18 protein-coding genes are annotated in these 22,648 nt (G+C 45.4%); 15 read left to right on the top strand and 3 right to left on the bottom strand.

Going from position 1 to position 22,648, the window contains the following annotated elements:
- The first annotated feature begins 76 nt into the window (after nucleotides 1-76).
- A complete protein-coding gene (locus tag CVU62_11455) occupies nucleotides 77-2,761 on the top strand; it encodes an acyl-CoA synthetase (protein ID PKN37212.1) in 2,685 nt (894 codons plus the stop codon).
- A gap of 192 nt (nucleotides 2,762-2,953) precedes the next feature.
- On the opposite strand, the gene acs is transcribed toward CVU62_11455, so the two are convergent.
- Nucleotides 2,954-4,933, bottom strand: coding sequence for an acetate--CoA ligase (acs, locus tag CVU62_11450; protein ID PKN37211.1), 1,980 nt, complete (start codon nucleotides 4,931-4,933; stop codon nucleotides 2,954-2,956).
- Nucleotides 4,934-5,073: 140 nt separating this feature from the next.
- Here acs and CVU62_11445 point away from each other — a divergent pair, with 140 nt between their 5' ends.
- The 7 genes from CVU62_11445 (at nucleotide 5,074) to CVU62_11415 (ending at nucleotide 11,413) form a co-directional block, all read left to right on the top strand.
- A complete protein-coding gene (locus tag CVU62_11445) occupies nucleotides 5,074-5,274 on the top strand; it encodes a hypothetical protein (protein ID PKN37210.1) in 201 nt (66 codons plus the stop codon).
- 195 nt (nucleotides 5,275-5,469) lie between these two features.
- Entirely contained in the window at nucleotides 5,470-6,735 is a 1,266-nt protein-coding gene (locus CVU62_11440; GenBank protein ID PKN37209.1) for a hypothetical protein, read from the top strand.
- 84 nt (nucleotides 6,736-6,819) lie between these two features.
- Nucleotides 6,820-7,737 (top strand): hypothetical protein, encoded by a 918-nt coding sequence (locus CVU62_11435; GenBank protein PKN37208.1) that lies wholly within the window; start codon nucleotides 6,820-6,822, stop codon nucleotides 7,735-7,737.
- Nucleotides 7,738-7,789: 52 nt separating this feature from the next.
- Nucleotides 7,790-8,641, top strand: coding sequence for a nitroreductase (locus tag CVU62_11430; GenBank protein PKN37207.1), 852 nt, complete (start codon nucleotides 7,790-7,792; stop codon nucleotides 8,639-8,641).
- Nucleotides 8,632-9,645 carry a hypothetical protein gene (locus CVU62_11425; GenBank protein ID PKN37206.1) on the top strand — a complete coding sequence of 338 codons (1,014 nt, stop codon included), beginning with the start codon at nucleotides 8,632-8,634 and terminating at the stop codon, nucleotides 9,643-9,645. The genes CVU62_11430 and CVU62_11425 overlap by 10 nt, the downstream gene beginning before the upstream one ends.
- 2 nt (nucleotides 9,646-9,647) lie before the next feature.
- Complete coding sequence (locus CVU62_11420) at nucleotides 9,648-10,733, top strand: hypothetical protein (GenBank protein ID PKN37205.1); 1,086 nt, start codon at nucleotides 9,648-9,650, stop codon at nucleotides 10,731-10,733.
- 29 nt (nucleotides 10,734-10,762) lie between these two features.
- The gene (locus CVU62_11415) at nucleotides 10,763-11,413 is read left to right on the top strand and encodes a hypothetical protein (GenBank protein ID PKN37204.1); all 651 of its coding nucleotides are present in this window, start codon (nucleotides 10,763-10,765) and stop codon (nucleotides 11,411-11,413) included.
- A gap of 42 nt (nucleotides 11,414-11,455) precedes the next feature.
- Here CVU62_11415 and CVU62_11410 read toward each other — a convergent pair whose 3' ends face one another.
- Nucleotides 11,456-12,217 carry a hypothetical protein gene (locus CVU62_11410; GenBank protein ID PKN37203.1) on the bottom strand — a complete coding sequence of 254 codons (762 nt, stop codon included), beginning with the start codon at nucleotides 12,215-12,217 and terminating at the stop codon, nucleotides 11,456-11,458.
- Between the two features lie 294 nt (nucleotides 12,218-12,511).
- On the opposite strand from CVU62_11410, the gene CVU62_11405 reads away from it, so the two are divergent.
- The 7 genes from CVU62_11405 (at nucleotide 12,512) to CVU62_11375 (ending at nucleotide 20,656) form a co-directional block, all read left to right on the top strand.
- Entirely contained in the window at nucleotides 12,512-13,915 is a 1,404-nt protein-coding gene (locus CVU62_11405; protein PKN37202.1) for a thiolase, read from the top strand.
- A gap of 134 nt (nucleotides 13,916-14,049) precedes the next feature.
- The gene (locus tag CVU62_11400) at nucleotides 14,050-14,841 is read left to right on the top strand and encodes a nitroreductase (protein ID PKN37201.1); all 792 of its coding nucleotides are present in this window, start codon (nucleotides 14,050-14,052) and stop codon (nucleotides 14,839-14,841) included.
- 9 nt (nucleotides 14,842-14,850) lie between these two features.
- Entirely contained in the window at nucleotides 14,851-15,183 is a 333-nt protein-coding gene (locus tag CVU62_11395; protein PKN37200.1) for a hypothetical protein, read from the top strand.
- A gap of 20 nt (nucleotides 15,184-15,203) precedes the next feature.
- The gene (locus tag CVU62_11390; GenBank protein PKN37199.1) at nucleotides 15,204-16,928 is read left to right on the top strand and encodes an AMP-dependent synthetase; all 1,725 of its coding nucleotides are present in this window, start codon (nucleotides 15,204-15,206) and stop codon (nucleotides 16,926-16,928) included.
- 126 nt (nucleotides 16,929-17,054) lie between these two features.
- A complete protein-coding gene (locus CVU62_11385) occupies nucleotides 17,055-18,563 on the top strand; it encodes an acyl-CoA dehydrogenase (GenBank protein ID PKN37317.1) in 1,509 nt (502 codons plus the stop codon).
- Between the two features lie 12 nt (nucleotides 18,564-18,575).
- Complete coding sequence (locus CVU62_11380) at nucleotides 18,576-19,700, top strand: acyl-CoA dehydrogenase (GenBank protein ID PKN37198.1); 1,125 nt, start codon at nucleotides 18,576-18,578, stop codon at nucleotides 19,698-19,700.
- 122 nt (nucleotides 19,701-19,822) lie between these two features.
- The gene (locus tag CVU62_11375; GenBank protein ID PKN37197.1) at nucleotides 19,823-20,656 is read left to right on the top strand and encodes a short chain dehydrogenase; all 834 of its coding nucleotides are present in this window, start codon (nucleotides 19,823-19,825) and stop codon (nucleotides 20,654-20,656) included.
- 15 nt (nucleotides 20,657-20,671) lie between these two features.
- On the opposite strand, the gene CVU62_11370 is transcribed toward CVU62_11375, so the two are convergent.
- Nucleotides 20,672-22,531: a GNAT family N-acetyltransferase gene (locus CVU62_11370; protein ID PKN37196.1), complete on the bottom strand. Its 1,860-nt coding sequence runs from the start codon at nucleotides 22,529-22,531 to the stop codon at nucleotides 20,672-20,674.
- Nucleotides 22,532-22,648 lie beyond the last annotated feature (117 nt).

Below are 22,648 nucleotides of genomic sequence, written 5' to 3'. Positions count from 1 at the left end.
ATTACCATGTTCAGGTTTGTTATTATTCTGCCGCGGTACAGTAACACGCGGGGATAAATCAACAAAAGGGGGCAGTATGAACCAGACATTTTTAGCATCAGGCAATTCAAAAAATTGTAAAAAAGATACAAAAGCCGATTCACCTTCCGCAAAGGGAAAGCTGTTGGAAGAAGGATTAGCCGAAATAATCCATCAGGCTGTCCGGGATAACCGCAGTTATCTGATGGAGCACGAAACGAAGGAAATCCTCGAAGGTATCGGCATTACGACCACAGGCTTTCTGGTTGCCCGATCCGAAAACGAAGCGCTGGTCATGAGCGAAAAAATAGGATTTCCCGTCGTTATGAAAATTGTTTCACCCGATGTCGTTCATAAAACAGACGCGGGCGGAGTAAAACTTAATCTGACCTCTCCCGAGGACGTGCGTAATGCATACCATGAAATCATAGAGACATTTAAATACCAGCATATCGAAGGTGTAACCATTCAGAAAATGACTAAGCCGGGTATTGAAGCCATCATCGGCGTGACGCGCGATCCGAGCTTTGGACCGCTCATCATGTTCGGATTGGGCGGCGTATTTGTCGAAGTATTGCGCGATGTTTCTTTCCGAATTCTGCCGATCACCGAAAAGGACGCCTCGGAAATGATCGCGGAAATCCGGGGCGCCGCTATTTTGGAGGGATATCGAGGCAAGGCTGTTGATCTGGATTCGCTCAGTCATCTGCTTTTAAAAATATCTCAACTGGTTGTGGAAAATCATGAAATAAGCGAACTTGATCTTAACCCGTTGTTCTTGTATCCGGACGGTTATATCACCGTTGACGCCCGGATGTTTGTCAGTGAACCGTCATCGAAAGAAAATCTCACGCCGACGGGCCGTGAGAACCTGCGTGATTTTTTCTATCCTAAAAGCATCGCGGTAATCGGAGCGTCCGACGTCAAAGGAAAACTCGGCTATAATATTTTCTGGAATCTGATTAATCATGACTTTCCCGGCAGACTCTACCCGATCAATCCCCGTAAAGAATCCATTAAGGGCGTCAAATGCTACAAATCGATTCTGGACGTGCAGGAACTGGTGGATATGGCCATCATTATCGTTCCAGCCAAAGCGGTCGAGGCGGCCATCGCCGATTGCTGCGCCAAGGGAATAAAGTACGTTGTGGTAGAAGCCGCTGGTTTTGCGGAAACCGGCGAAGAAGGAAAACAGGCTCAGGAAAGAATTGAAAAAATAATCCGTGAACATGGTTGTCGCGTTCTGGGACCTAATTGTTCCGGCATCATCAACACCCATCACAATATGGTACAATCTATCGGATTGCTATCCGATTTGCGCCAGGGCAATGTCGGCATGGTCGCGCAGGCCGGGGTTTACGCCGCCGGTATTCTTACAGGATTGAGCAACGTTCTGGATTTCGGCATTGTGGCGACTATCGGCAATAAGATGGATATCAATGAAACGGATATTCTGGAATATTTAAGTGACGATGACAATATTTCCGTGATTGTTATGTATATGGAGGACATCCGTAGCGGTAAACGTTTTGTGGACGTGGCCAGCCGTGCAGCGGTGCGCAAGCCTGTCATTGTTTTGAAATCGGGACGCACGGAAGCCGGTAAAAAGGCAGTATCTTCCCATACCGCATCGCTCGCCGGCAATGACGAAATCAACAGCGCGGCGTTTAAGCAAAGCGGCTTAATCCGGGCCAAAGACAACGAGCATCTGTTCGCGCTGACGCGAGCTTTTTCCAAACAGCCTGTCCCGAAAGGCAATGGGGTCCTGGTAATCACCTATACCGGCTCGATGGGCGTTGCCGCGACGGATATGTTGTATCTCTCCAACATGCGTCTGGCTACTCTGGAACCGTATTTTCAAAATCGGCTCCAGAAAGTTATGCCCGATTATGTCAGTATCGGCAATCCTATCGACTGCTCTTTTTCCATGACACCGCAGCAGGTGAAAGATCTGATTGAAATTGGCGTGGAAAGCAACGACGTGCACAGCTTTATCGTGATTATTCAGGGCGAGATATTGAGCTCATTCGTGGATGTCATGAAGAACATAGATTATAAAGAAAAAACGGTTGTCTGCTGCGTTGCCTGCAAGGAATTCATGATTGATGATGTGGTCAAGATGGAACAGGCCGGTATCCCCATTTATTCCACGGCGGAAATGGCGGCGGAAGTCTTAAGCCAGATGTATCATTACGGCGTCAGACGCCAGGGCGCCATTGCCGATTCCATCGCCCGTCACCTTACCAAGGATTCGCTTTCTGTCGATGACAGGCCCGTGCACCTACGCCTGATTAATCCCAAAGATATCGGGCTATGGACTGATTTCGTCAACAATTGTTCACAAAAGTCTCTGTGGCTCAGATTCTTGTCTCCTTTTTCCGCCACGCCGGAGCGGGCGCAGCGTTTCTGCAATCTCAATCCGGAGGAGGAAGTCGCCGTTGTCGCGGAGATGAAGGATGGCGATAAGCATAAATTTCTCGGCATTGCGCGTTTAATTAAAAACAAACGTTGCGAGGGCGAAGCGGAATACGCCATTATCGTCTCGGATCTCTGGCAGAATAAATCTCTGGGCCATACCTTGTCCGCGCAGTGCATTGAACTTGCCAAAAAGGAAGGTTACAAAACAATTCGCGCGGAAACACTTCAGGAAAATTATGCCATGATACGGATATTCCGGCACTGTGACTTTATAATGGATTCCAAAGATGAGAACATGGTTTCGATGTCGCTGAATCTATCGTAACAAAGAATAAAGATTTACGCATAAAAAAATGTGCATAATTCTCTCCTTCTTAATTACTCAAATCTTAACTACTTAAAACTTTCCTTAATCTAAAAAAGGAAATGCCGTTTCCTTTTTTAAGAGAAACGGCATTTTTAGGAAGGAATTTTCTATGCGGAGAACACTCGTAATGTTTTCCGCATAGAAGAGATGCTAACCAATCTTCTTTCGGTTGGCGACCAGATCATCAACCACGGCCGGATCAGCCAGCGTTGACGTATCACCGAAGTCACCGAACGTTTTGGCGGCTACGTTTCTCAGAACACGGCGCATAATCTTGCCGGATCTGGTTTTTGGCAAACCATCCGCCCATTGAATCTGGTCGGGTGACGCGATCGGACCAACGACCTTGCGGACATGCGCGACCAGGGCTTTTTTGAGTTCATCAGTTTTGTCCACATTATGGTTCAGTGTGACATAAGCAAAGATGCCCTGCCCTTTGATTTCATGCGGGAAACCGACAACTGCAGCTTCAGCGACATCCGGGTGAGAAGTAAGAGCCGCCTCGACTTCCGCAGTGCCCAGTCTGTGACCGGAAACATTGATAACGTCATCGACACGGCCGGTGATTTTGTAATCGCCATCTTCATCGCGTTCCGCACCGTCGCCCGAGAAGTAATAACCAGGGAACTGGGAGAAATAATTCTCGGCGAACCGGCCTTCTTTGTCATCCCACAAACCACGGGTGATGCCAGGCCATGCGTTTTTAATACAGAGCGCACCTTTGCCGGGACCTTTTATTTCTTTTCCGTCCTCATCCATTATGGCAGGGACTACACCGAAGAATGGAACCATGGCTTTGGCTGGCTTGATATCGATTGCGCCGGGCAGAGGTAGGATCATGTGTCCGCCATTTTCTGTCTGCCACCAGGTATCAGCGATTGTGCAGCGGCCAGCGCCGATCTTATTGTAATACCACCACCAGGCTTCGGGATTGAGCGGTTCGCCGACCGAACCCAGAACGCGCAGAGAGGTAATATCATGCATATCGACCCATTTGTCGCCTTCTTTGGCAATCGAGCGGATCGCAGTCGGCGCGGTATAGAAGTTATTGACACTATATTTTTCGACTACAGCCCAGAAACGGCCGAAGTCAGGATAGTTGGGAACACCTTCGAAAAGGATGCTGGTGAAACCGTTGCACAGCGGTCCATAGACCACGTAGCTGTGACCGGTGACCCATCCTATATCGGCCGTGCACCAGTAAGTATCTTCATCAAGCACGTCAAAAGCATACTGCTGGGTTATGGAAGCATAGAGCAGATAACCAGCCTGGGTATGAACAACACCCTTGGGTTGTCCGGTGGAACCGGAGGTGTAAAGAATGAAGAGAGGATCTTCTGCATCCATCCATTCTGGTTCGCAATAACGGTCAGCTTCGGCCATCAGTTTTTCGTACCAGATGTCGCGGCCTTCCTTCATGGTTATTTCCATACCGGTGCGTTTCACAACAACCATGGTTTTCACGGAGGGGCACTGTTCCACTGCTTTTTCGCAGGTGGCTTTCTGGGGAACAGCCTTGGCTCCACGGTAGGTGCCGTCGCAGGTAATAACAACTTCAGCGCCGCAGTTATTGATGCGGTCTCTTAAAGCTTCCGCCGAAAATCCACCGAACACGATAGCATGAATGGCACCGATGCGCGTGCAGGCCAGCATGACAATGGCCAGTTCAGCGATCATGGGCAGATAAATGGAAACCCGGTCGCCTTTCTTGACACCAAGTTTTTTTAGAACATTGGCGAACTTATTTACTTCGCGATACATATCCTGATAGGTATATACCTTCCAGTCATTAGGATCGTTGCCTTCAAAAATGATCGCGGCCTTGTTTTTCTTGGTTGCAAGATGACGATCCAGGCAGTTGTAACTGACGTTGATCTTGCCGCCTTCAAACCATTTGACATGAAGGTCTTTGGCGTCAAACGACCAGTCCGAAACCTTCTTTTTATCGAAGGGTTTAAACCAACTCAGTCTTTCGGAAGCCATTTTCGCCCAGAAAGCATTGGGATCGTCAATGGACTCTTTGTAAAGTTTGTCATACTCTGCCCTGCTCTTGATATAAGATTTTTCTCTTACTCTATCGGGCACAGGGAATACCTTGTCGTAAAAATCTTGTTCATTTGCTTCAGCCATATCAGTTCTCCTTTATTCTAAAATTTTTTTTATGCCTTCAGCTTTCTCCTGAAAAAGCATATTCTTTTTATATTCGATTCATCTCCTTTGGTTTTAGAGATGCGGTCTTTTAAAATCTCTTCAGGGGGGGGTACGCCCCTATGTTTGGCCTCGTTCCTGTTAGTTCAACAAAAGTCTTTTCTTTCAACGGCCGTCCTGCGGGGGACATAGGGGACATATTACAGATGGCTGATGCAGTTCACGTCCCCCCTAAAGAGCGATTATTGAATATACCTTTTGAATGGTTTGCGGTATCGGCTTCAGTCCTAATTCCAGGCGGGATTTTATCCTACGAGAAGTAGGTGTTTGTCTTACAGGCTATTATTTAAAGGTAATACTAAACACAAAGCATCATTAAGATTATTTTATTTTTAAATGCCAAGGCAACCTGTTTTGCAAAAATAATGATGTGAAAACAGCAGGTAATCTATAAACATAAAATGGCCCCATAAAATTAAATGGCAAAGTTGACCGCTCTATTGTAGAAAAATAACATCATGAATACCAAGACTTGTAAAAAAAATAAGACATGGGTTGTGTATATTATGCGTTGTTCTGACGAAAGTCTTTATACTGGCATAACCAATAACATGGGAAAACGCTTAGCCGCTCATAATCAGGGAACGGCCTCAAAATATACACGCTCCCGAAGACCTTTGGAATTATTAGCAACCAGTGCGAAAATGGAAAAAACCGAAGCAATGCGTCTGGAACTGGAAATTAAGAAACTTCCTCAATCAAAGAAAATCGCCACACTGAAAAAACATACAGAGAAAAAGCTAAAATCCGTTGTCCGTGTTACCGAGAGAATTCCTTTCCGCAAAGAAATTTTGAAATCCGTAGCCACTCTCTGGCAAGTAAATCTAAAAAGAATACACAAAAATATTCCTATTCAGGGAAGCCCGGAACGTTCTGTTTTTCGCATTGTTCTGGAGGATGAAAATGGTAAATATTTCGTGCTGGAGCAAATTCCGCCGAAATCTTTCGAAAACAAAAAACGGATAGCTACAACGATTGATTTTTTAGCAAAGAAAAATCTAGTGGGCGTGCAGCCTTATCTGGCCTCGGGAAAAGGAGATTTTATCATCGAACACAGAAACAATTTCTGGCAAATGATTCCTTTTGTGCCGGGTGTCGAACTTGACCGCGGAAAATACATTTATGATAAATGGCGAGGTCCGGCGCTGGCCGCATTCTTGATTGATTTACGACGTAAATCGAAAAGCCTGCCTTTTCAAAATCCAGGCAACGTTTTTTCTCTCAAAGATTACATCTACAAACTAATCCGCGAAATTAATCTTTACAATAAAGATATAAAAGATGAAATTAAAAACGTGGCCAGGTTTCTGGAAAAAGATTTTATGCCCATGTATGAAAAACTGCCTGTGGCTTTTTGTCACGGCGATTATCATCCGCTGAATGTTATCTGGTCCGCCGACAATATTAAATGTGTGATTGACTGGGAATTCTGCGGATATAAAAGTGAACTATATGACGCGGCCAATTTAATCGGCTGTATCGGAGTGGAAGATCCGCAAAGTCTCACCGGCGATCTGGTTAAATGTTTTATTGCCGATATGAAAGAGGCAAAAATTATTTCTAAAAAAAGCTGGCTGTATTTGTTGGAATTTATTGTCGCGCTTCGTTTTGCCTGGCTTTCCGAATGGCTGCGCCGTAAAGATATGGAAATGATATCCTTGGAATTGGATTATATGCGTCTTTTGATTGATAATAAAAATATTTTGCAAAAAGCGTGGCTGTGATAAAGAGGGCGTAATATTTTTATTATTGTTCAGTCAACAGAAATTCGGATAGAAAAAAGTCGCTGCAGAAACAAGGGAAATGGCATGCATATCGAGTGTCCACATTGTAATGTCGAATTCAATTCTGAGGATATTGCGTATACGCTGAAGAAAGGCAATTTCAAATGCCCGGTGTGCGGGGGAAAAATCCCGGACCCTTCGGCCGATCCTCAAAAGAGCACTCCCATATCTATCAATAAATACATTGTACCTGCCGTCATTTTTCTGGTAATTGCCGCTGCTCTTTCTATGATATATTTCTTAAAACCAGTCAACAAGGAATCACCTGTAGCAAATAAAATGGCTCCAGTGATAATACCACCAAGTCCCGGTCCACCTCCTGCCCAATCACTCCCCACCCCCGTAACCTCTGCTCCCGAAACCGCCCCACCGGCAACACAAACTTCGGACAAAATGCAGATTATAGAACGAATTGCTGCCGGGTTTCACAAAACGCACACCTATACTTTAGAGGGTGACTTCGTTTGCCTGGATATGGCCATCGACGTTTGGAACCAATTGAGAACTAACGGCATTGAAGCGAAGATTATGGGTGGAAACATCAAGGAAAACGTCACCACATGGAACTACCGGCAGCTGGCACGAGAAAGCAATCACGCCTGGGTGGTCGCCAAACTTAGCCCGGCAGAAAAAGTCGCCATCGAAACAACAGCGGGCACCGTCATCAAGCCGGGAATGGCAAACTCTTCCGCCTATTTCAAGGGCATTGAATTTGATACTCCGGGTGAGATTAAAAGATTTGATTCCCTCCGGAAAAAAGCAAATGAGGTATGCCTTCATGCCAGTGAATTGATCAAAGATTGGAATGAGAATTTTGCCGGCAAACAACGCCGTCCCGAAGAAATAATCGCCAGGCAATCCCAAATTGAACAAAGGAAACAAGACTGTGAATATACTCTGAACAATTTGGAAGAATTTAAATCACGGGCAATTTTTTACTAGGGGAACTTGAGAGGAATCAATAAAAGTTAGAGGGATTACAAAAAGGAAATTTATGCGAATTGAAAAAATAGAGGACAAATGCAATCAATGCATGCTCTGTGTCCGTGACTGCGTCGCGGGTGTGTGGCGGATCGTTGACGGCAAATCACAGCCTGTGGATGTTGAGCTATGCAACCGATGCAGTCATTGCGTTGCCGTATGCCCGTGTGGCGCCATACGCCATGACAGTCTCAAAATGGAACAAATCATCGGGGTGAATAGAAAGAATCTACAGCCGGATGTATACCGCGATATAATCAGCAGCAGAAGGAGCATCAGACAATTCAAAGACGCGCCGGTGCCGCGCGACATCATTGAGCAGGTACTCGATCTGGCCCGATACGCTCCCACGGCAAGCAATGACCAGAATGTCGGCTATATCGTCATTACCGACAAACATCTGATAGAAGAAACAGCAAATACTATCTTTGGATTTACGAGCCGCTTATTCAATAAGACCAAGAAAGGAATCGGCAGGTTGATAGTAAGTCTTGCCGGTTTGACCAACAATAGGTATTTGAGAGTAATGGATTATGCCCAAAAGCAAAATGCTGAAACCGGCAGGGATTTCATTCTGCACAACGCCCCGGCACTGATCTTGATTCACGGACCGAAAAGAGCCCGGTTCGCGTCTGATAACTGCAACATTGCCACGACAACAATAATCAATTATGCGCATGCTCTTGGTTTGGGAACTTGTTTGACAGGTCTTTTGACTATGTACCTGCGGTATAGTGGCAATTTGCGGAAAAAGCTTAAGGTTCCAAAGGGTAGACGAATTTACGCGAGCATGGTAATGGGATATCCCGCATATAAATATACAAACACAGTATCAAGAAAAAAACCGGAGGTACAATGGCTATGAAGAAAAAAATTCTTTTAATCGCAGTTTTGATTGTTGTGGCTTTTCATCTATCCTGGTACGCGATCAGCAGGATGCACATAAATACAAAGATTCCGGATGAAGCTACAGCACAGCAATCATTTAATGATTTTCTGAAAGGTGAGAAAATCAGCATTGATCGCAGCGCTCTCGCCGAAGATTATCTTGATGCCAACGGTTTCAAACTTCACCTTGATGTGTTTTCTGCCGGCAAAAACATGCCGACAGTGGTATTTATTCCCGGCACTTCAGTTTACGCCAAATTTTACATTGAAGTTATGTATAAAATCTATAAACAGGGATTTAATGTGGTCGGATTTGATCCGCGCGGCCATGGCCTGAGCAGCGGACCACGCGGAGACTATACTATTAATGAAATCGTTGATGACACGCTAGCCGTCGTGAAATACGCGCGGGAACGTTTCGGCGGTAAAGTCGCTATTGCCGGCAGTAGTCAAGGCGGCATAGTCGCTTTTTACGCGGCGGCGCGCGATAATTCGATCGCGGCAGCTGTGTGCCATAACCTTGCCGACCTCAACGGGAAAGAGAATCTGGTACTGTCTCAATTCAGGCCGCCTCTGTTTATTATTCCCTTTGCCGAGTTTTTGGCCAACTTATATAAGGGTTATGCCATCCCCATCTCATTATATCTTGATCTTTCCAAGGAAAAATCTAAAAGTGGTACGGATGCCGCGACGCTTCTCAAAGATAATTCTGTTGCGGTTAAATGGATCACCATCAGGGCGCTGGGATCACTCATGCACACGGATCTTGCTAAACCGGTCGAGCAAATTACGGTGCCAATTATGCTTATTCATGCAGAAAACGATACAATATTTCCACAAAAGTATGTTGACAATATTTTCAACAGACTGACGTGCAAAAAGAAATATCTGTTCTTTAAAAATACGGAACACCTGGTTATGACCAATAATGTCGATGAGGTTGTGCCGCCAATAGCGGCCTGGCTGAAAGAAGTCATGTGATAATGAATAACGGACCAGACTTGAAACTCAAAACTGGAGAACGTTTACTGGACTTACTCGGCAGTTGCGTAGATTTTTTATTTCTGGCGGCAGCCAGGATTCTCGAGCCGCTTAAACCGAAACGGAATATCAGCCGTGAAACTTATGAGCAACAGATTGATTACTATATTGACAATGGATACCTAGACAACCCGGAATCTTTTTTTACTTTCCCGGCTAAAGCTCCCGTTTATTCCATAATTGAAAGAAAACCCTACCATGACGGCGAGTATCAACTCATCAGTTATCAGAGCGGGTATACGACAAAGAATCCTTTAATACGAGAGCACTACAATTCATATTCTGCCAATAGAACCGGATACCTCGTCAGGTGGACTCACTCAGACAACCATCGCAAGACAGTTCTTTGTCATCATGGATATATGCTGGGAGAACCACGACAAGCGAAAAAAATGTTCCGGATTAAGAATCTTTACGATAAGGGACTCGACGTTGTTCTTTTTATAGCACCCTTCCATTGGAAGCGTCAGGCCGGTTCTTTCAGGCAAAGGGGAATGTACATGCAACCCGACGATGTGGTGATGACCTGCGAGGCAGTGGGACAAACGCTATATGATCTCTACGGCTCATTTCTGATTCTTTCCGAGCTGGGTGCGCCGGAGATTGGATTGATCGGCGCGAGCCTGGGCGGACACAGCGCAGCTCTGCTTACGAGCCTGACAACAATCACATCATTTGCGGCCATGATGGTGCCGGCAATCCTTTTTACCAATCCCATGGATCCTGATCACGCGCGGCTTCCATTTCCCGTCGATGGCCGGTTGCGGGAAAAAATGTGGCGTGTATGGGAACTTCACTCTCCTTTCCACTTTAACCCCAAATTGCCGCCGGAAAAAATGCTGGTCGTTGCTTCGCGCGGTGACCTGCTGTGTCCCTTCGAACATGCCCGATTATTATGTGAGCAATGGGGCATCAAAAACAGGCGATTCCTGACAGGCGGACATTGGCTTATTTTCAACCGGAGTGAACGAGGGCGCGCCTGGTATAATTTCCTTGTTGAAATGAATTTTCTCAATTCAAAGAAATGAGTTAACAAACAATAAAAGAGGACAGCGAGATGATAAAAACAAAAATCCGAGCGTTTGATAAAGAAAAGGACCTGGAAAGCGCTGTCCTGTGTTTTAATGAAGGTTTTGACCACATTTTATGGCCATCAATCAAGCATGCAAAGCCAAGCTTGCACGAGGACTTTATAAAATTTTTCTATAAAATGTCGACGGACTGTTATGTCGCGGAAGTGGACGGGGAAATTTGCGGCATTATCTTTGGCGCGGCGCCTTTTAAGATAAAAGATATTCTCAACGCCCTTCTGTTTTATTTGTTATATGTGATCCCCAAAGGACTTATTAATGTCTATGGAATGAATTGGCTGGCCTATAGACATTTTTTTCAGTTGATCTACGGATATCTGCCCTATTTCTTTCTTCATCCCAACCGTTGGCCCATGTGCGAAATAGCGCTATTCACCTCAATAAAAAAATATCGAAGCCGTGGGGTGGGCAGAGCACTTATGGATCAATTTGTAGATACTGTTCGCGCTCGCGGCTATGAAGGGACGTCCGTAGCCACCGATACTGCGCTATCCTACCGTTTCTATGAAGCTTATAGTTTTGAATTGGAAAAAAGTTTCGTTCAAAGAGCGTATAAATATTCTATACCGGATAAATCTTTCACTGCGCTGATTTACTATCTAAAGATTCGCCAATAACCGATACGGGCAATGCTGTTATTGTTTCAGAAGAGGAGATTATCACTGCAATCGCGTTGTATCGGATGAACCCGTTTCCTGAATCCGCTTGCTGCGGGTGATTTGGCGCTGCAATAAAAGCATCGAGCGATATTGTTCCACGTAATTGTCCATATCTTTGCCCGAGCTCATGAGAAATTTCATTAAAAGTGATTTCTTGGATGTAATAAATTTCTCCAGATCGGTTTGATTTACGGAGTCCATAAATATTCGGAGCATGTTTCTGCGCAGAGGGCGTGATGAATTGAAAAGAAGTAATATAACCATATTGTTTACTGTTGCGGCAACAATATCCTGCTGGTCCATCCAAATTTCAATTAGTTTGTCTTTTTTGTCTTTGTATTTAATTTCTAAATCCATTGAATCGGATAATTTCTTAAAATCGCGGGAGGAGCCTCTCTGTCCGGCAAGTCTGATCATTTCAGGAAACAGGATAATCCACCATTCCCAAACCTCATCAATCATAAAAGCGTCAACTGCCATCTCGTTTTGGGGAACGTCACTTTGCGAAAAAAGCGTTCGCAAAAAATCAATACCGGCATTTTCTAAAAAATCCTTAACATAAATACCGTCTCCCGGACGAATGTCCAGTAATTCCATAGATTCCAGTTGTTTGAGCGCCACACGCAGAGAAGTCCTGTCCACATTCATGGAACTGGATAATTCGCGTTCCGGCGGCAGTTTTTCGCCAGGTTTTATTTTATGGAAAAAAATATCGCGCATGAGAGCAGTCGCAACCTTTTGATGAGCTTGTTTATTGGCCATTAACCTTTGTAACCTCCAAATAACTTGTAATGAGACTTGCTGAAAACTAATCCCGACTTGTCGGGATGAAGTTTGAAGCGTAAGTCGAATTATCCCGCATAGCGGAGGGTATGATACACCGCAGCTTGCTACGGAATTTTTCGCAAAGATTGCTTTTAGAGTTCATACCCGTGATTTAACCGGATGCGTATATTATGTATTTTTTCTTGACAAAAGCAAGTATTAATTGTATGTATTGGTTAAACCAATGTAATAAATAGATAAAACCAATAAAATATTTTGAGGTCGCAAGCTATGAGAGATGTATATGTTATTGGCGCACATACTATTAAATTCGGGAAATATATTGATAAAAGCATTAAAGACCTCGCCGCAAGCACTGTAAATCCCTGCCTGACAGAAGCCTGCCTTGATAAAAAAGACATCCAAGCCCTCTGGTTTTCTAATTCCGGTTGGGGATATAGTAAAGGACAGGATTGTATCAGGGCACAGGTAGCATTAAGACCTATCGGAATAGAATCCATTCCCATGACTAACGTGGAAAACGCCTGCGCCGGTGGTTCCACCGCCTTTCACCACGCCTGGCTCGGCGTTACCAGTGGCCTGTACGATATAACCATGGCCGTGGGGGCTGAAAAACTTTATGACTCCAACAAAATGAAAGTTTTTGCCGGATTTCTCGGGGGACTGGATATTGAAAATATCGCAGAAATAATTGCCAATATCTCCGTCTATGGCATGACTGATCAGGATAAAAAGGATATGCAAGCCCATGTGGCAAAATACGCAGCTCTGGCCCCAAAAGATAAAAGTAAAAAAAAGAAGCAAACAACCCTCAAAGATAGATTCAATGAATACTGGGACATGTTCAAAGTATTCCTGCGCCTTAGCGATGCTGTCGGTTCGGACACTGTAAAGGAAATGAGAAAATTGTTTTCAGGTGATCATTCGCCCTTCATGGACGTCTACGGATTCGCCGCACGCCAGCACATGAAAAAGTACGGGAGCACTATTGAACAACTTGCCATTATCGCATCCAAGAATCATTTTCATTCCTCATTGAACCCCAATGCTCAGTATAATTTTACTGTAACACCCGAAAAGGTGCTGGCAGACCGCATCGTCACCTGGCCGCTGACCCGGGCGATGTGCGCACCTATCGGAGATGGAGCCGCATCGGCAATACTTTGCGATGGAGAGACGGTGAAAAAACTCGGCCTCACGTCGCAGGCAGTGAAGGTGCGGGCGTCGATTCTCGGATCGGGACGCGAACGCGCTTTTGATGATATTGATATCGGCGAACGTTTGAGTAAGATAGCCTATGCAAAGTCGGGACTTGGTCCCCAGGATGTTCATTTCGCAGAGGTTCATGATGCGAGCGCCTATGGTGAACTACACCAGGCAGAGGCGTTGGGTTTTTGCAAAGAAGGTGAAGGCGGCATCTTTGCCGAAAGCGGCGCAACTAAAATCGGCGGTAAAATTCCAATTAATGTAAGCGGCGGGCTGGAATCGCGCGGTCATCCTATCGGTGCGTCCGGTCTCGCACAGATCCACGAACTGGTTACACAACTCCGCGGCAAAGCCGGCAAGCGCCAGGTCAATGGAGCGAAAATCGGCATGGCCGAAAACGGTGGTGGAGCGCTGGGACAGGAAGAGGCTGCTATGTGCATTCATATCCTGGAAGCACCGTCACGTTAGACTATAAAGCAAAAGCATAGATTAACTTTGTTTTTGTAATACCTTTTGATTTGCGGTAAATTACCTCTGATTATGGAATAGTCCGTAGCTTGAGGTTATTATCCCATAAAGAAAATTGTTGTGAAGGAGGTAGTATGGATAACAAAACGGCAAATGATTTATCTCCGAACACCATGACTACACAAGCGGAATTGGAAGCGGAAAAGAAAACAACAGCAGCTATGCCGACAACGGAAGAGTGGACTGAGACAGAGAAAGTTATCTTTGAGCGTCGCAGCGTGCGCTGGTACAAACAAAATCAGGTGCCCGAAAATTTGGTTCGCAGGATTCTGGAAGCCGGTCGCTACGCCCCTTCGGCAGGAAATTCTCAGCCTTGGAAATTTATCGTTATCAGAGATAAAGCCATTCTGGAAGAAATGGAACACGATGTCCGACAGACCTGTAAACTTTTCCGTTTTTTTCTGGACTGGCGAGGAAGAGGCTTCATGAGTAAAATCATCTGGCTCAACAGTCAATTTATGATCCGCGTACTACCCCACGAACTACACCCCATACCTTTTGGAGCAATGTTTGCTATTGCCGATGGTCATTTAAAGTTATTCCATGGTGCCCCTACTGTCATCATGATTTTGAAAGACAAACGGGGAGTCAGTAATCCTAATCTTGATTGCGGTATCTGCGGTCAGAATATGGTGCTTGCAGCCCACTCTCTGGGTTTATCCACCTGCTGGGTGGGCTTTGTTACCGCCCTTATGAAATCTCATTATCGATTCAAATGGCTGAAGCGTTTTAATATTTCTTATCCGTATGAACTGGTGGAAGGTATTACCATAGGCTATGCCAGAGGAAATCCCAACAAGATGGTTGAGCGCGAACTGCATGAAATCGCCTGGTATGAAAACGGCCAGCGCACGATTACATATTAGGAGGAAGCCATGACCAAAATCAGCCTCATCGAAAGATTAAGAATACCTACCTATGATAATGAAAAGTACGCTCATCCAGGTCAGGTGAAAGTTGACCTGGCCAAGTGCAACGGATGCGGTCTGTGTATAACTATTTGTCCCGGTCACGCTCTGTATATCGAAGGCGAGGGCAAAGACAAAAAAGCCAGAATGGAAACGGACTTTCCGCAGTGCATGTCGTGCAACGCCTGCGCGGCCATTTGTGAACGAGGAGCGATTACAGTCAGCGTACCTTATGATTTCGGTTATCACTTTAAGATAATTGATCGCACTGTAATGAAGCTGCCGCGCAAATTCAAGTAGAAGAACTAAGGAGCAAATGCATGAGTAATAGCAGTTTGACAACAAGAATACAAACAGCCAGGCTTCTCTTAAGAACTGTGCGTTCAATAGCCATTTTTCTAAAAGAAGAGTCGCGACGGGGCACCTTAATGACAAATTTAAAAGGTTTCTCCGCAAAAGATATTGTAGAAGATATGTCCTGGTCCGATCTTCTGGAAGAGCGCGCCTGTATGGTGCCGAACAAAATCTTCCTGATGTACAAGAACGAACGATTTACCTATGCCCAGATGGATGCCAACGCCAACCGCATGGCCAATTTTCTTCTGAGCAAAGGTGGCGGCAAGGGCTTGGGGCTGGCGATTTTCATGAAGAACTCTCCGCGTTTTTTGGATATTTTATTCGGCGCTCAGAAAATAGGAATGTATCTTGTGCCACTTAATCCGGAGCTCAAAGGGGACAATCTCAAATATGTTATTGAGCATAGCGATGTAAGTATTCTCGCCCTAGACGCTGAACTGCTGGATGGATTTACGCCTATTGCCTCATCCGTAAAACTCAAAGGTGTTATCGTCAATGATATCGAGGAAGAAAATCGCGGGTTTTCCGTACCTTCTAATGCCATCCGGCTTTCGGAAGCCTATGCTCCACGGGCATCTACAGTCAAACCAAAAACGGGCTACAACAAGCAGGACATGTGTCTTATCCTGTATACCTCAGGCACTTCCGGGCGTCGCAAGGGTGTCGTATACCGCTACTACAATACGACGGTAAAAAAGCTTTGTATTATGAGCAATATCATCCTTAATGCTAACGATGTCTGCTATACACCGCTTGCTCTTATTCACGGTAATGCTTTATTCCTAACCGTAAGTGTGGCTATGGGCGCTAAGGCTACTGTAGCGCTTTCGCGCAAATTTTCGGCCAGCAAGTTCTGGGAAGAAGTGCGTTCTTACAATGCCACAACCTTCAACACACTGGGTTCCATGATCCCCATTCTGATGAAACAGCCGCCACAACCCAACGATGCCGACAACAAGGTGCGCTTCGTGCTTTCCGCAGCCTGTCCTGCTGAAATGTGGGGACCATTTGAAAAACGTTTCGGGGTAAAGATTTATGAAGGCTATGGCGCTGTGGATGGTGGCGGCAAGGCTATCATGAATTTCGCTACCGCACCGGCAGGTTCGTTGGGAAAGCCGATTCCACCAGCCAAACCAGGCGAGATGCGCCTCGTCGATCCGCAGGGGAAAGATGTGCCGACGGGTACGCCCGGCGAACTTATCTTCAAAGTCAGCGGTTCCAAGGGTCGTGTGGAATACTATAAAAATGAAGAGGCCTCCAACGAGAAGGTACATGACGGTTTCCTCTACACCGGTGATCTGGTGCGTATGGACGAAGAGGGGTATCTTTATTTCGTGGGCCGTAATACGGAATCCATGCGCCGCGGCGGTGAAAATGTGAGCGCTTATGAGGTCGAACATACCATTATGGAACATCCGGCCGTGGAAGAAGTAGCTGTATATGCTGTACCTTCGGAACTGGCTGAAGATGAAATTATGGCCTCCATCAAATTGGTGCAGGGCCAGTCGGTGAAACCGCAGGAGCTGGTCGCCTTCATGCATGACAAGCTCGAACGATTCGCCGTTCCACGTTACATCCGCTTTGTAAATGAATTTCCCATGACCAATACTCATCGCATTATCAAAAAAGAACTTGAGAAGATCGGCGTTACCAAGGACACTTATGACGCCCAAAAGAACAAGGGATAAGCAAAACATAAGCGAATGACTTTCCATTAGCCGGAGCTGTTTTATAGTACAGTGCTCCTGCCGTAAACGGCAGGAGTATTATTGATGATTGAGTTGAGTCAATATTCAATTCCGAAGGGAGGGGTTATGATTTCACCAAAGGAAACTAAATCTTTATTAGATCGCGAACCATGTTTTGCGGACAGTTTTTGTAGTCTGCAGGCTATACCGCGATTGCCCAAGGGCATGCTAAAAGAAACGAAGGGTGCCATTGCTTATGCCAGACAGTTCTGCAATGAAGTAATCAGGCCTATGGCATTGGAGGTGGATCGTAAAACGTATGCCGACCCGGAATATATGCCTTGGGATTTGGTGGAAAAGGCTAATGAATGGGGCTTATATACAATGTTCATCCCCAAACTTTTTGGTGGTCAAGGGATTAACATGCCGGCGTGTTCTTATGTGGTTGAAGAACTTGCTTCAGCCTGCGTAAGTATTGCTAATGTGGTTGGTGTCCATTATCTGGGTGTAACTTCCGTTATGGCATCATGGAATACTGCATTGACTAATAAAATATTCCGGGATGTGGCTGAAGGACAGCGCACCGGCAAGCCCTGCCTGATTTCTCTGGCCATAACCGAACCGGGAGCCGGCACGGATGTTGAGGAAGTTGAATTGGTCGATCGCGGCCGCGTGAGTTGTATTGCTCAAAAGGTCAAAGGAGGATATATAATCAACGGCAGCAAGGTCTTCATCTCCATGGGACATCTCTCAATATGGTGTTGTCTTGTTGCCTACACAGATGCGAAAAAACCTTCGGAAAACACAATCGTTTTCGCGGTCAAAACCGGCACCAAAGGATTTTCATTCGGTAAACATGAACACAAAATGGGTCAAAGATCCTGTCCTGCCAGCGAATTGATATTTGAGGATTGTTTTATTCCGGATGAAAACGTATTGACCAATTCCAATGAAATGCCGACATCAAAAACACGAGAGCCAAGAGAGATTGTAGAACAATACATCCAGTATGTGGTAGAGGTAACCAGACCAGCCGTGGGAGCTTTTGGAACCGGTGTGGCCAGAGGTGCTTACGAAACAGCTCTCAAGTTTGCCAGCGAGACCGAGGTTGATGGCAAACTGCTCATCAACCACGAATGGGCGCAGATTATGCTGGCTGATATGTATAAGAATGTCGTCATCGGTCGGCTCAGTTACGTCGAGGCCAATTATTCCAACGGACTGCCCGGAGGAATCTACAACATCCTCCAGATAAAACCTATCTATTACTATTTAAAATATGTACCAAAGGTTTTCCTGGATCTCTTCGTGAGTCCGTTCTTAAAATTGAAAGTCATGAGCCGGATTTTTTTCAAGCTTTTCGTAGACGGCCAATCTATGGAACAACAAAGACGCTGTTCCGGATGGGCTTCTTTAACCAAGGTCGTGGGAACAGATATGGGCATGGAGAACAGTCAAATGGCTCTGGAATTAATGGGTCAGGCCGGTCTCAGACATGAGTGCGGGGCAGAGAAAATTTTGCGGGATTCCAAATTGCTGCAGATCTATGAGGGTACCAATCAATTAAACCGTATTAATCTGTTCGCCAACCTGATCGGCCGTTCCATACCGCAGGCCCGGGCATTTGAAGAATAGGAGGACATAAATATGTTAGCGACGATAAAATGCGAACTCAAATCATTCGAAGATCTGGCGCATAGTTTTGCCGCCAAAGAGCTGACCGCCAATCGGGAGGTAAACGACCGTTACCCCTTTGGACCATTCTTTGATTCCGTAGTAGCCAAAGCCTATGAGGTAGGACTCCTTGGTGCCATCCTGCCGGAAGAATGTGGAGGTATCGGCCAGGGCATGAATGCCTTGTGCATCATTCTGGACAATATCAGCGCAGCGGATGCCAGTCTTGGTGGTATTATCTTTACTAATGCTCTATCCCATGAAATTATGCTTTCGGCCGGAGGCAAGGATCTTCTGACCGGAATTACGGGACAGGCAACTGATGCCAAATCGGCTCTAATCGCCTGCCCGGCTTTTTGTAATCCTACCGAAACTCAGACGCAGCTGACAGCAGTTAAAAACAAAGAATCTTATACTCTCAATGGTTCTGTCGAATATGTCGTTTTAGGCGGATTGGCCGGACATGCTCTGGTACCGGCACGAATCAAGGAACAGAAAGGTTTTGCTTTTTTCCTTATCAATCTTACAGACAAAGGGATAACCAAAAGTGCACCGATATTCAGTTTGGGATTACATGCCTGTCCGGCTGTAGACCTAACGTTGACAGGAGTCAGTGGCACTCTTATTGGTGCTGAACAAGAAGGATCAAAATATTTTGATCAAGCCTCTGACCGTATGCATGCCGCAGTCGCCGCTATCCAGTGCGGCATCATGAAGGGATCATTTCAGGAAGCTCTGGCTTACAGTCAGGAACGCCAGCAAGGTGGATGGGAAATTATCAACTGGTCGGGTTTGCGCATGTTGCTGGCTCAAATGGTCATGCAGGTAAAAATTGCTGAAATGGTGGTATCCGAGGCGGCACTGGCCGTGGAACAGCAAGACTCAGAATGGAATATATGTACCCGGGCAGCGGCACTGCACTTGTCCGAACAGGCCTGTAAGTTGACCACTGATGGAATTCAGATTCTGGGCGGTTACGGTTACATGAAAGATTACGGTCAGGAAAAACGTTTCCGCGATGCCAAACAGGTACAGGCACTGTTGGGTTTGGCGCCAATGCGTAAACTGGGACTGATCAGTTCATTAGTCAAAAAATAGAAGAGTTTTTGCACTAATAGACTGCCTTACAAAATAATTAAGAAATCATTCTTTGGTAATTGCTTAGAACCCGCATTTCTTCTTAGAAGAATTGGTCTGAAAAAATTTAAGGGGTAACTATTATGAGTAATGCAGTGATAACCGGAGCAGGATCAGGATTCGGAAGAGCCATGGCAATGGTCCTGGCCAGGAAAGGATGGAAGATTCTCATTGCGGATATCAACCACAAAAGCATGGAAGAAACTTTGGCTATGGTACGTCAGGCCGGTGGAGACGGCGAAGTTTTTGAATGCGATGTATCCAAACCGGAAAATGTCAGAGCCATGGCGGATTATTCTTTTTCTAAATGGAAGAAAATAGACTTACTTATCAATAATGCCGGCGTGGTATCCTGTGGATTTGTAGATGATATCCCTCTGGAGAATTGGCACTGGTGCGTGAATATAAATTTCTGGGGCATGCTTTATGGATGCCATAGCTTTATTCCACACATGAAAGCTCAGGGTGGAGGGCACATTATTAATGTTGCATCCAGTGCCGGCTTATTTTCTTTGATGGAGATGGGTCCTTATAATGTCTCAAAAGCCGCTGTCATTTCTCTTTCGGAAACATTACGTCAAGAACTGGCCGCACATAAAATCGGCGTGACCGTAGCCTGTCCCATGTTTTTTAACACCCATCTATTAGACAATATGCGTTATCAGGACCAGTTCCAGAATGAATTCGCACACTCGGCCTTTCAGCATGGACGTTTGACCGCCGAAGAAGTAGCGGAAAGAACAATCAGGGCGTTTGAAAAAAACAAACTTTATGTGATTCCTCAATTCACCGGGAAATACTACTGGATATTAAAGCGCCTGTCGCCCAGTTTTTTCTATGGCGTCATTTCCTACGCCGTGAAAAAAGGTTACGGTGAGAAACTAGCCCTATTTTTGACACGCATAGGCATGATGTAGATGAAAGGATTTTGTTTAATTCTTTTCCTTCAATTCCGACGAAGAAGTAAAAGGTATGGTTAATTCATAGATTCCAGTTGTCAAGACGGTCTGGACAGGAAATGGCGATTTTTCATACACCTTCAACATCGCTTTATTGGAAGCCAGAACATCGGCAGTAAATCCCCGGATACCCTCCTCGCGAGCCACACGAATCAATAATTCAAAAAGATAAGAAGCAATGCCCTTGCCTTGATACTCTTCGTCAACAATAAATGCCGTGTCGGCAAAGGCATCCGGTTTCGTGCGAACGTAGCGCGCTTCGGCAATTATTTTTTCGGTACCGGCCACCTCGATAGTGCCTACAATAGACATGCTCAAGCGGTAATTCACACTAACATATTCCTGCATCTTTTTATGGGGCATTGTCTTTACGGAAGTGAAGTACCGGTAATAGACTGACTGATCTGAGAATCGATAGAACAAAAGACGCATTTTATCTTCATCAGAAGGTTTGATTGGCCGGAAGCAAACCTTCAGGCCACCTTTAAATTCATGGAAAGTGCATAATTTAGCGGGATACAGTGACCCTGATTCTTCAATATAAATCTGGTCGGCATAAATCAATTTTGCCTCTTTAGCCTGTCTGACGAGTTCAGCCCGATCATCGGGATGTGCAATGTCAATTAATTCCAGCGCACGTTCCCGCATCGTTTTGCCCATGAGAGAAGCCACTCCATATTCTGTCACGACCATATCCATGGATTCTCGATTGGTAAACTGAAAAGGCATATTATCAACAGACAGGACAATATTGGGCATGCCTTTAAGGTTACGGCTGGGAAGGCCAAATATTGTCCGGCCTTTTTTCGACAGTCCAGCTCCCATCAACAGTTCCTGTACATTCCCCGGCCCGGCATTCATATTTCCCTTACCGGTATGCAAAGCGACATTTCCCGTCAGATCAATCTTTCTTGCTGGAAGAATAGCTATCATCTTGTCATTAGTTCCGATCACTTTCGGATCCATAATAACATCTTCGGGCTGAAATTCGACAAGTGGGTTTCTATCCAGCCACTTCATTAATTCTTCGCTACCCATTAAATAAGACGCGGAGCTTTTACCGCGGAAAATGCCTTTATAGCGATTAGTCACAGCGCCGCTCTTTACGAGATCCATCAAGGCATCAGTGAAAAAAGGAGAGTGAATCCCCAGATTTTTTTTTGTAGCCAATTGAACGGCCAGGGCTTCATAGAGCGGCCCGATGCCGAGAGCTATACAACTTCCATCTTCAACTATTGTCGCTATATTCGCGGCTATTTTCAGAAAAATATCCGCCACGGGCCAGCGGGGAATGTAAATGGGATACTCTGTTGATTCGATAAAATAATCGAATTCATCCATATGAACCAGGGTATCTCCCATAATGCGGGGAGCGCGAGCATTTACTTCACCGACAACAAGATGAGCAGATTCCATGGCCTGCCTTTCTACGTCCACTCCCAGCAAACAAGCGTATCCGTTTTCATCCGGTGGTGAAATCTGAAAGAAGGCCGCGTCGATGGGGATGGCTCCCGATTTTAATAGTCCGGGTATTCGTGAAAATCTGCTTGGTATAAGATCCACTCTACCCGCGCTGATAGCCTCGGAAGCAATCCAGCCGGAAAAAAATGTCTTCAACCGGAATTTACGCGAATACCTTTCATCAATGGGTATTGCATCTCCGAGACTCACCAATTGAATTAATTCTAAATCCTGCAGATTAGGTTCGTGCGACGCCATAAGATGTTTAACCAGCATTCGCGGTTCCGCCATGCCCGTACCGAGGAAAATAACCATGCCCGGTTCGATTTTAGAAAGGACTTCCGCCGGAGGAACTACTTTATATTTCCACATAAATTTTTACCTTTTCAATCTGTAGGTTAAAATATTACACCATATATAATACGCCACTGCATTAAAGGGATAATAACTTTCATTGAGGCAAATTATACCATTTTACTTTAAAAAAAT

This window comes from Deltaproteobacteria bacterium HGW-Deltaproteobacteria-2 (assembly GCA_002840505.1).
Taxonomy (GTDB): domain Bacteria; phylum Desulfobacterota; class Syntrophia; order Syntrophales; family Smithellaceae; genus Smithella.
Note: the sequence above shows the minus strand (reverse complement) of the source record. Positions and strands in the feature narration are given on the sequence as shown.

Coding starts and splice junctions, on each gene's coding strand:
- CVU62_11455 (PKN37212.1), top strand. CDS start 77: ATGAACCAGACATTTTTAGCATCAGGCAATTCAAAAAATTGTAAAAAA.
- acs (PKN37211.1), bottom strand. CDS start 4,933: ATGGCTGAAGCAAATGAACAAGATTTTTACGACAAGGTATTCCCTGTG.
- CVU62_11445 (PKN37210.1), top strand. CDS start 5,074: ATGTTTGGCCTCGTTCCTGTTAGTTCAACAAAAGTCTTTTCTTTCAAC.
- CVU62_11440 (PKN37209.1), top strand. CDS start 5,470: ATGAATACCAAGACTTGTAAAAAAAATAAGACATGGGTTGTGTATATT.
- CVU62_11435 (PKN37208.1), top strand. CDS start 6,820: ATGCATATCGAGTGTCCACATTGTAATGTCGAATTCAATTCTGAGGAT.
- CVU62_11430 (PKN37207.1), top strand. CDS start 7,790: ATGCGAATTGAAAAAATAGAGGACAAATGCAATCAATGCATGCTCTGT.
- CVU62_11425 (PKN37206.1), top strand. CDS start 8,632: ATGGCTATGAAGAAAAAAATTCTTTTAATCGCAGTTTTGATTGTTGTG.
- CVU62_11420 (PKN37205.1), top strand. CDS start 9,648: ATGAATAACGGACCAGACTTGAAACTCAAAACTGGAGAACGTTTACTG.
- CVU62_11415 (PKN37204.1), top strand. CDS start 10,763: ATGATAAAAACAAAAATCCGAGCGTTTGATAAAGAAAAGGACCTGGAA.
- CVU62_11410 (PKN37203.1), bottom strand. CDS start 12,217: ATGGCCAATAAACAAGCTCATCAAAAGGTTGCGACTGCTCTCATGCGC.
- CVU62_11405 (PKN37202.1), top strand. CDS start 12,512: ATGAGAGATGTATATGTTATTGGCGCACATACTATTAAATTCGGGAAA.
- CVU62_11400 (PKN37201.1), top strand. CDS start 14,050: ATGGATAACAAAACGGCAAATGATTTATCTCCGAACACCATGACTACA.
- CVU62_11395 (PKN37200.1), top strand. CDS start 14,851: ATGACCAAAATCAGCCTCATCGAAAGATTAAGAATACCTACCTATGAT.
- CVU62_11390 (PKN37199.1), top strand. CDS start 15,204: ATGAGTAATAGCAGTTTGACAACAAGAATACAAACAGCCAGGCTTCTC.
- CVU62_11385 (PKN37317.1), top strand. CDS start 17,055: ATGATTTCACCAAAGGAAACTAAATCTTTATTAGATCGCGAACCATGT.
- CVU62_11380 (PKN37198.1), top strand. CDS start 18,576: ATGTTAGCGACGATAAAATGCGAACTCAAATCATTCGAAGATCTGGCG.
- CVU62_11375 (PKN37197.1), top strand. CDS start 19,823: ATGAGTAATGCAGTGATAACCGGAGCAGGATCAGGATTCGGAAGAGCC.
- CVU62_11370 (PKN37196.1), bottom strand. CDS start 22,531: ATGTGGAAATATAAAGTAGTTCCTCCGGCGGAAGTCCTTTCTAAAATC.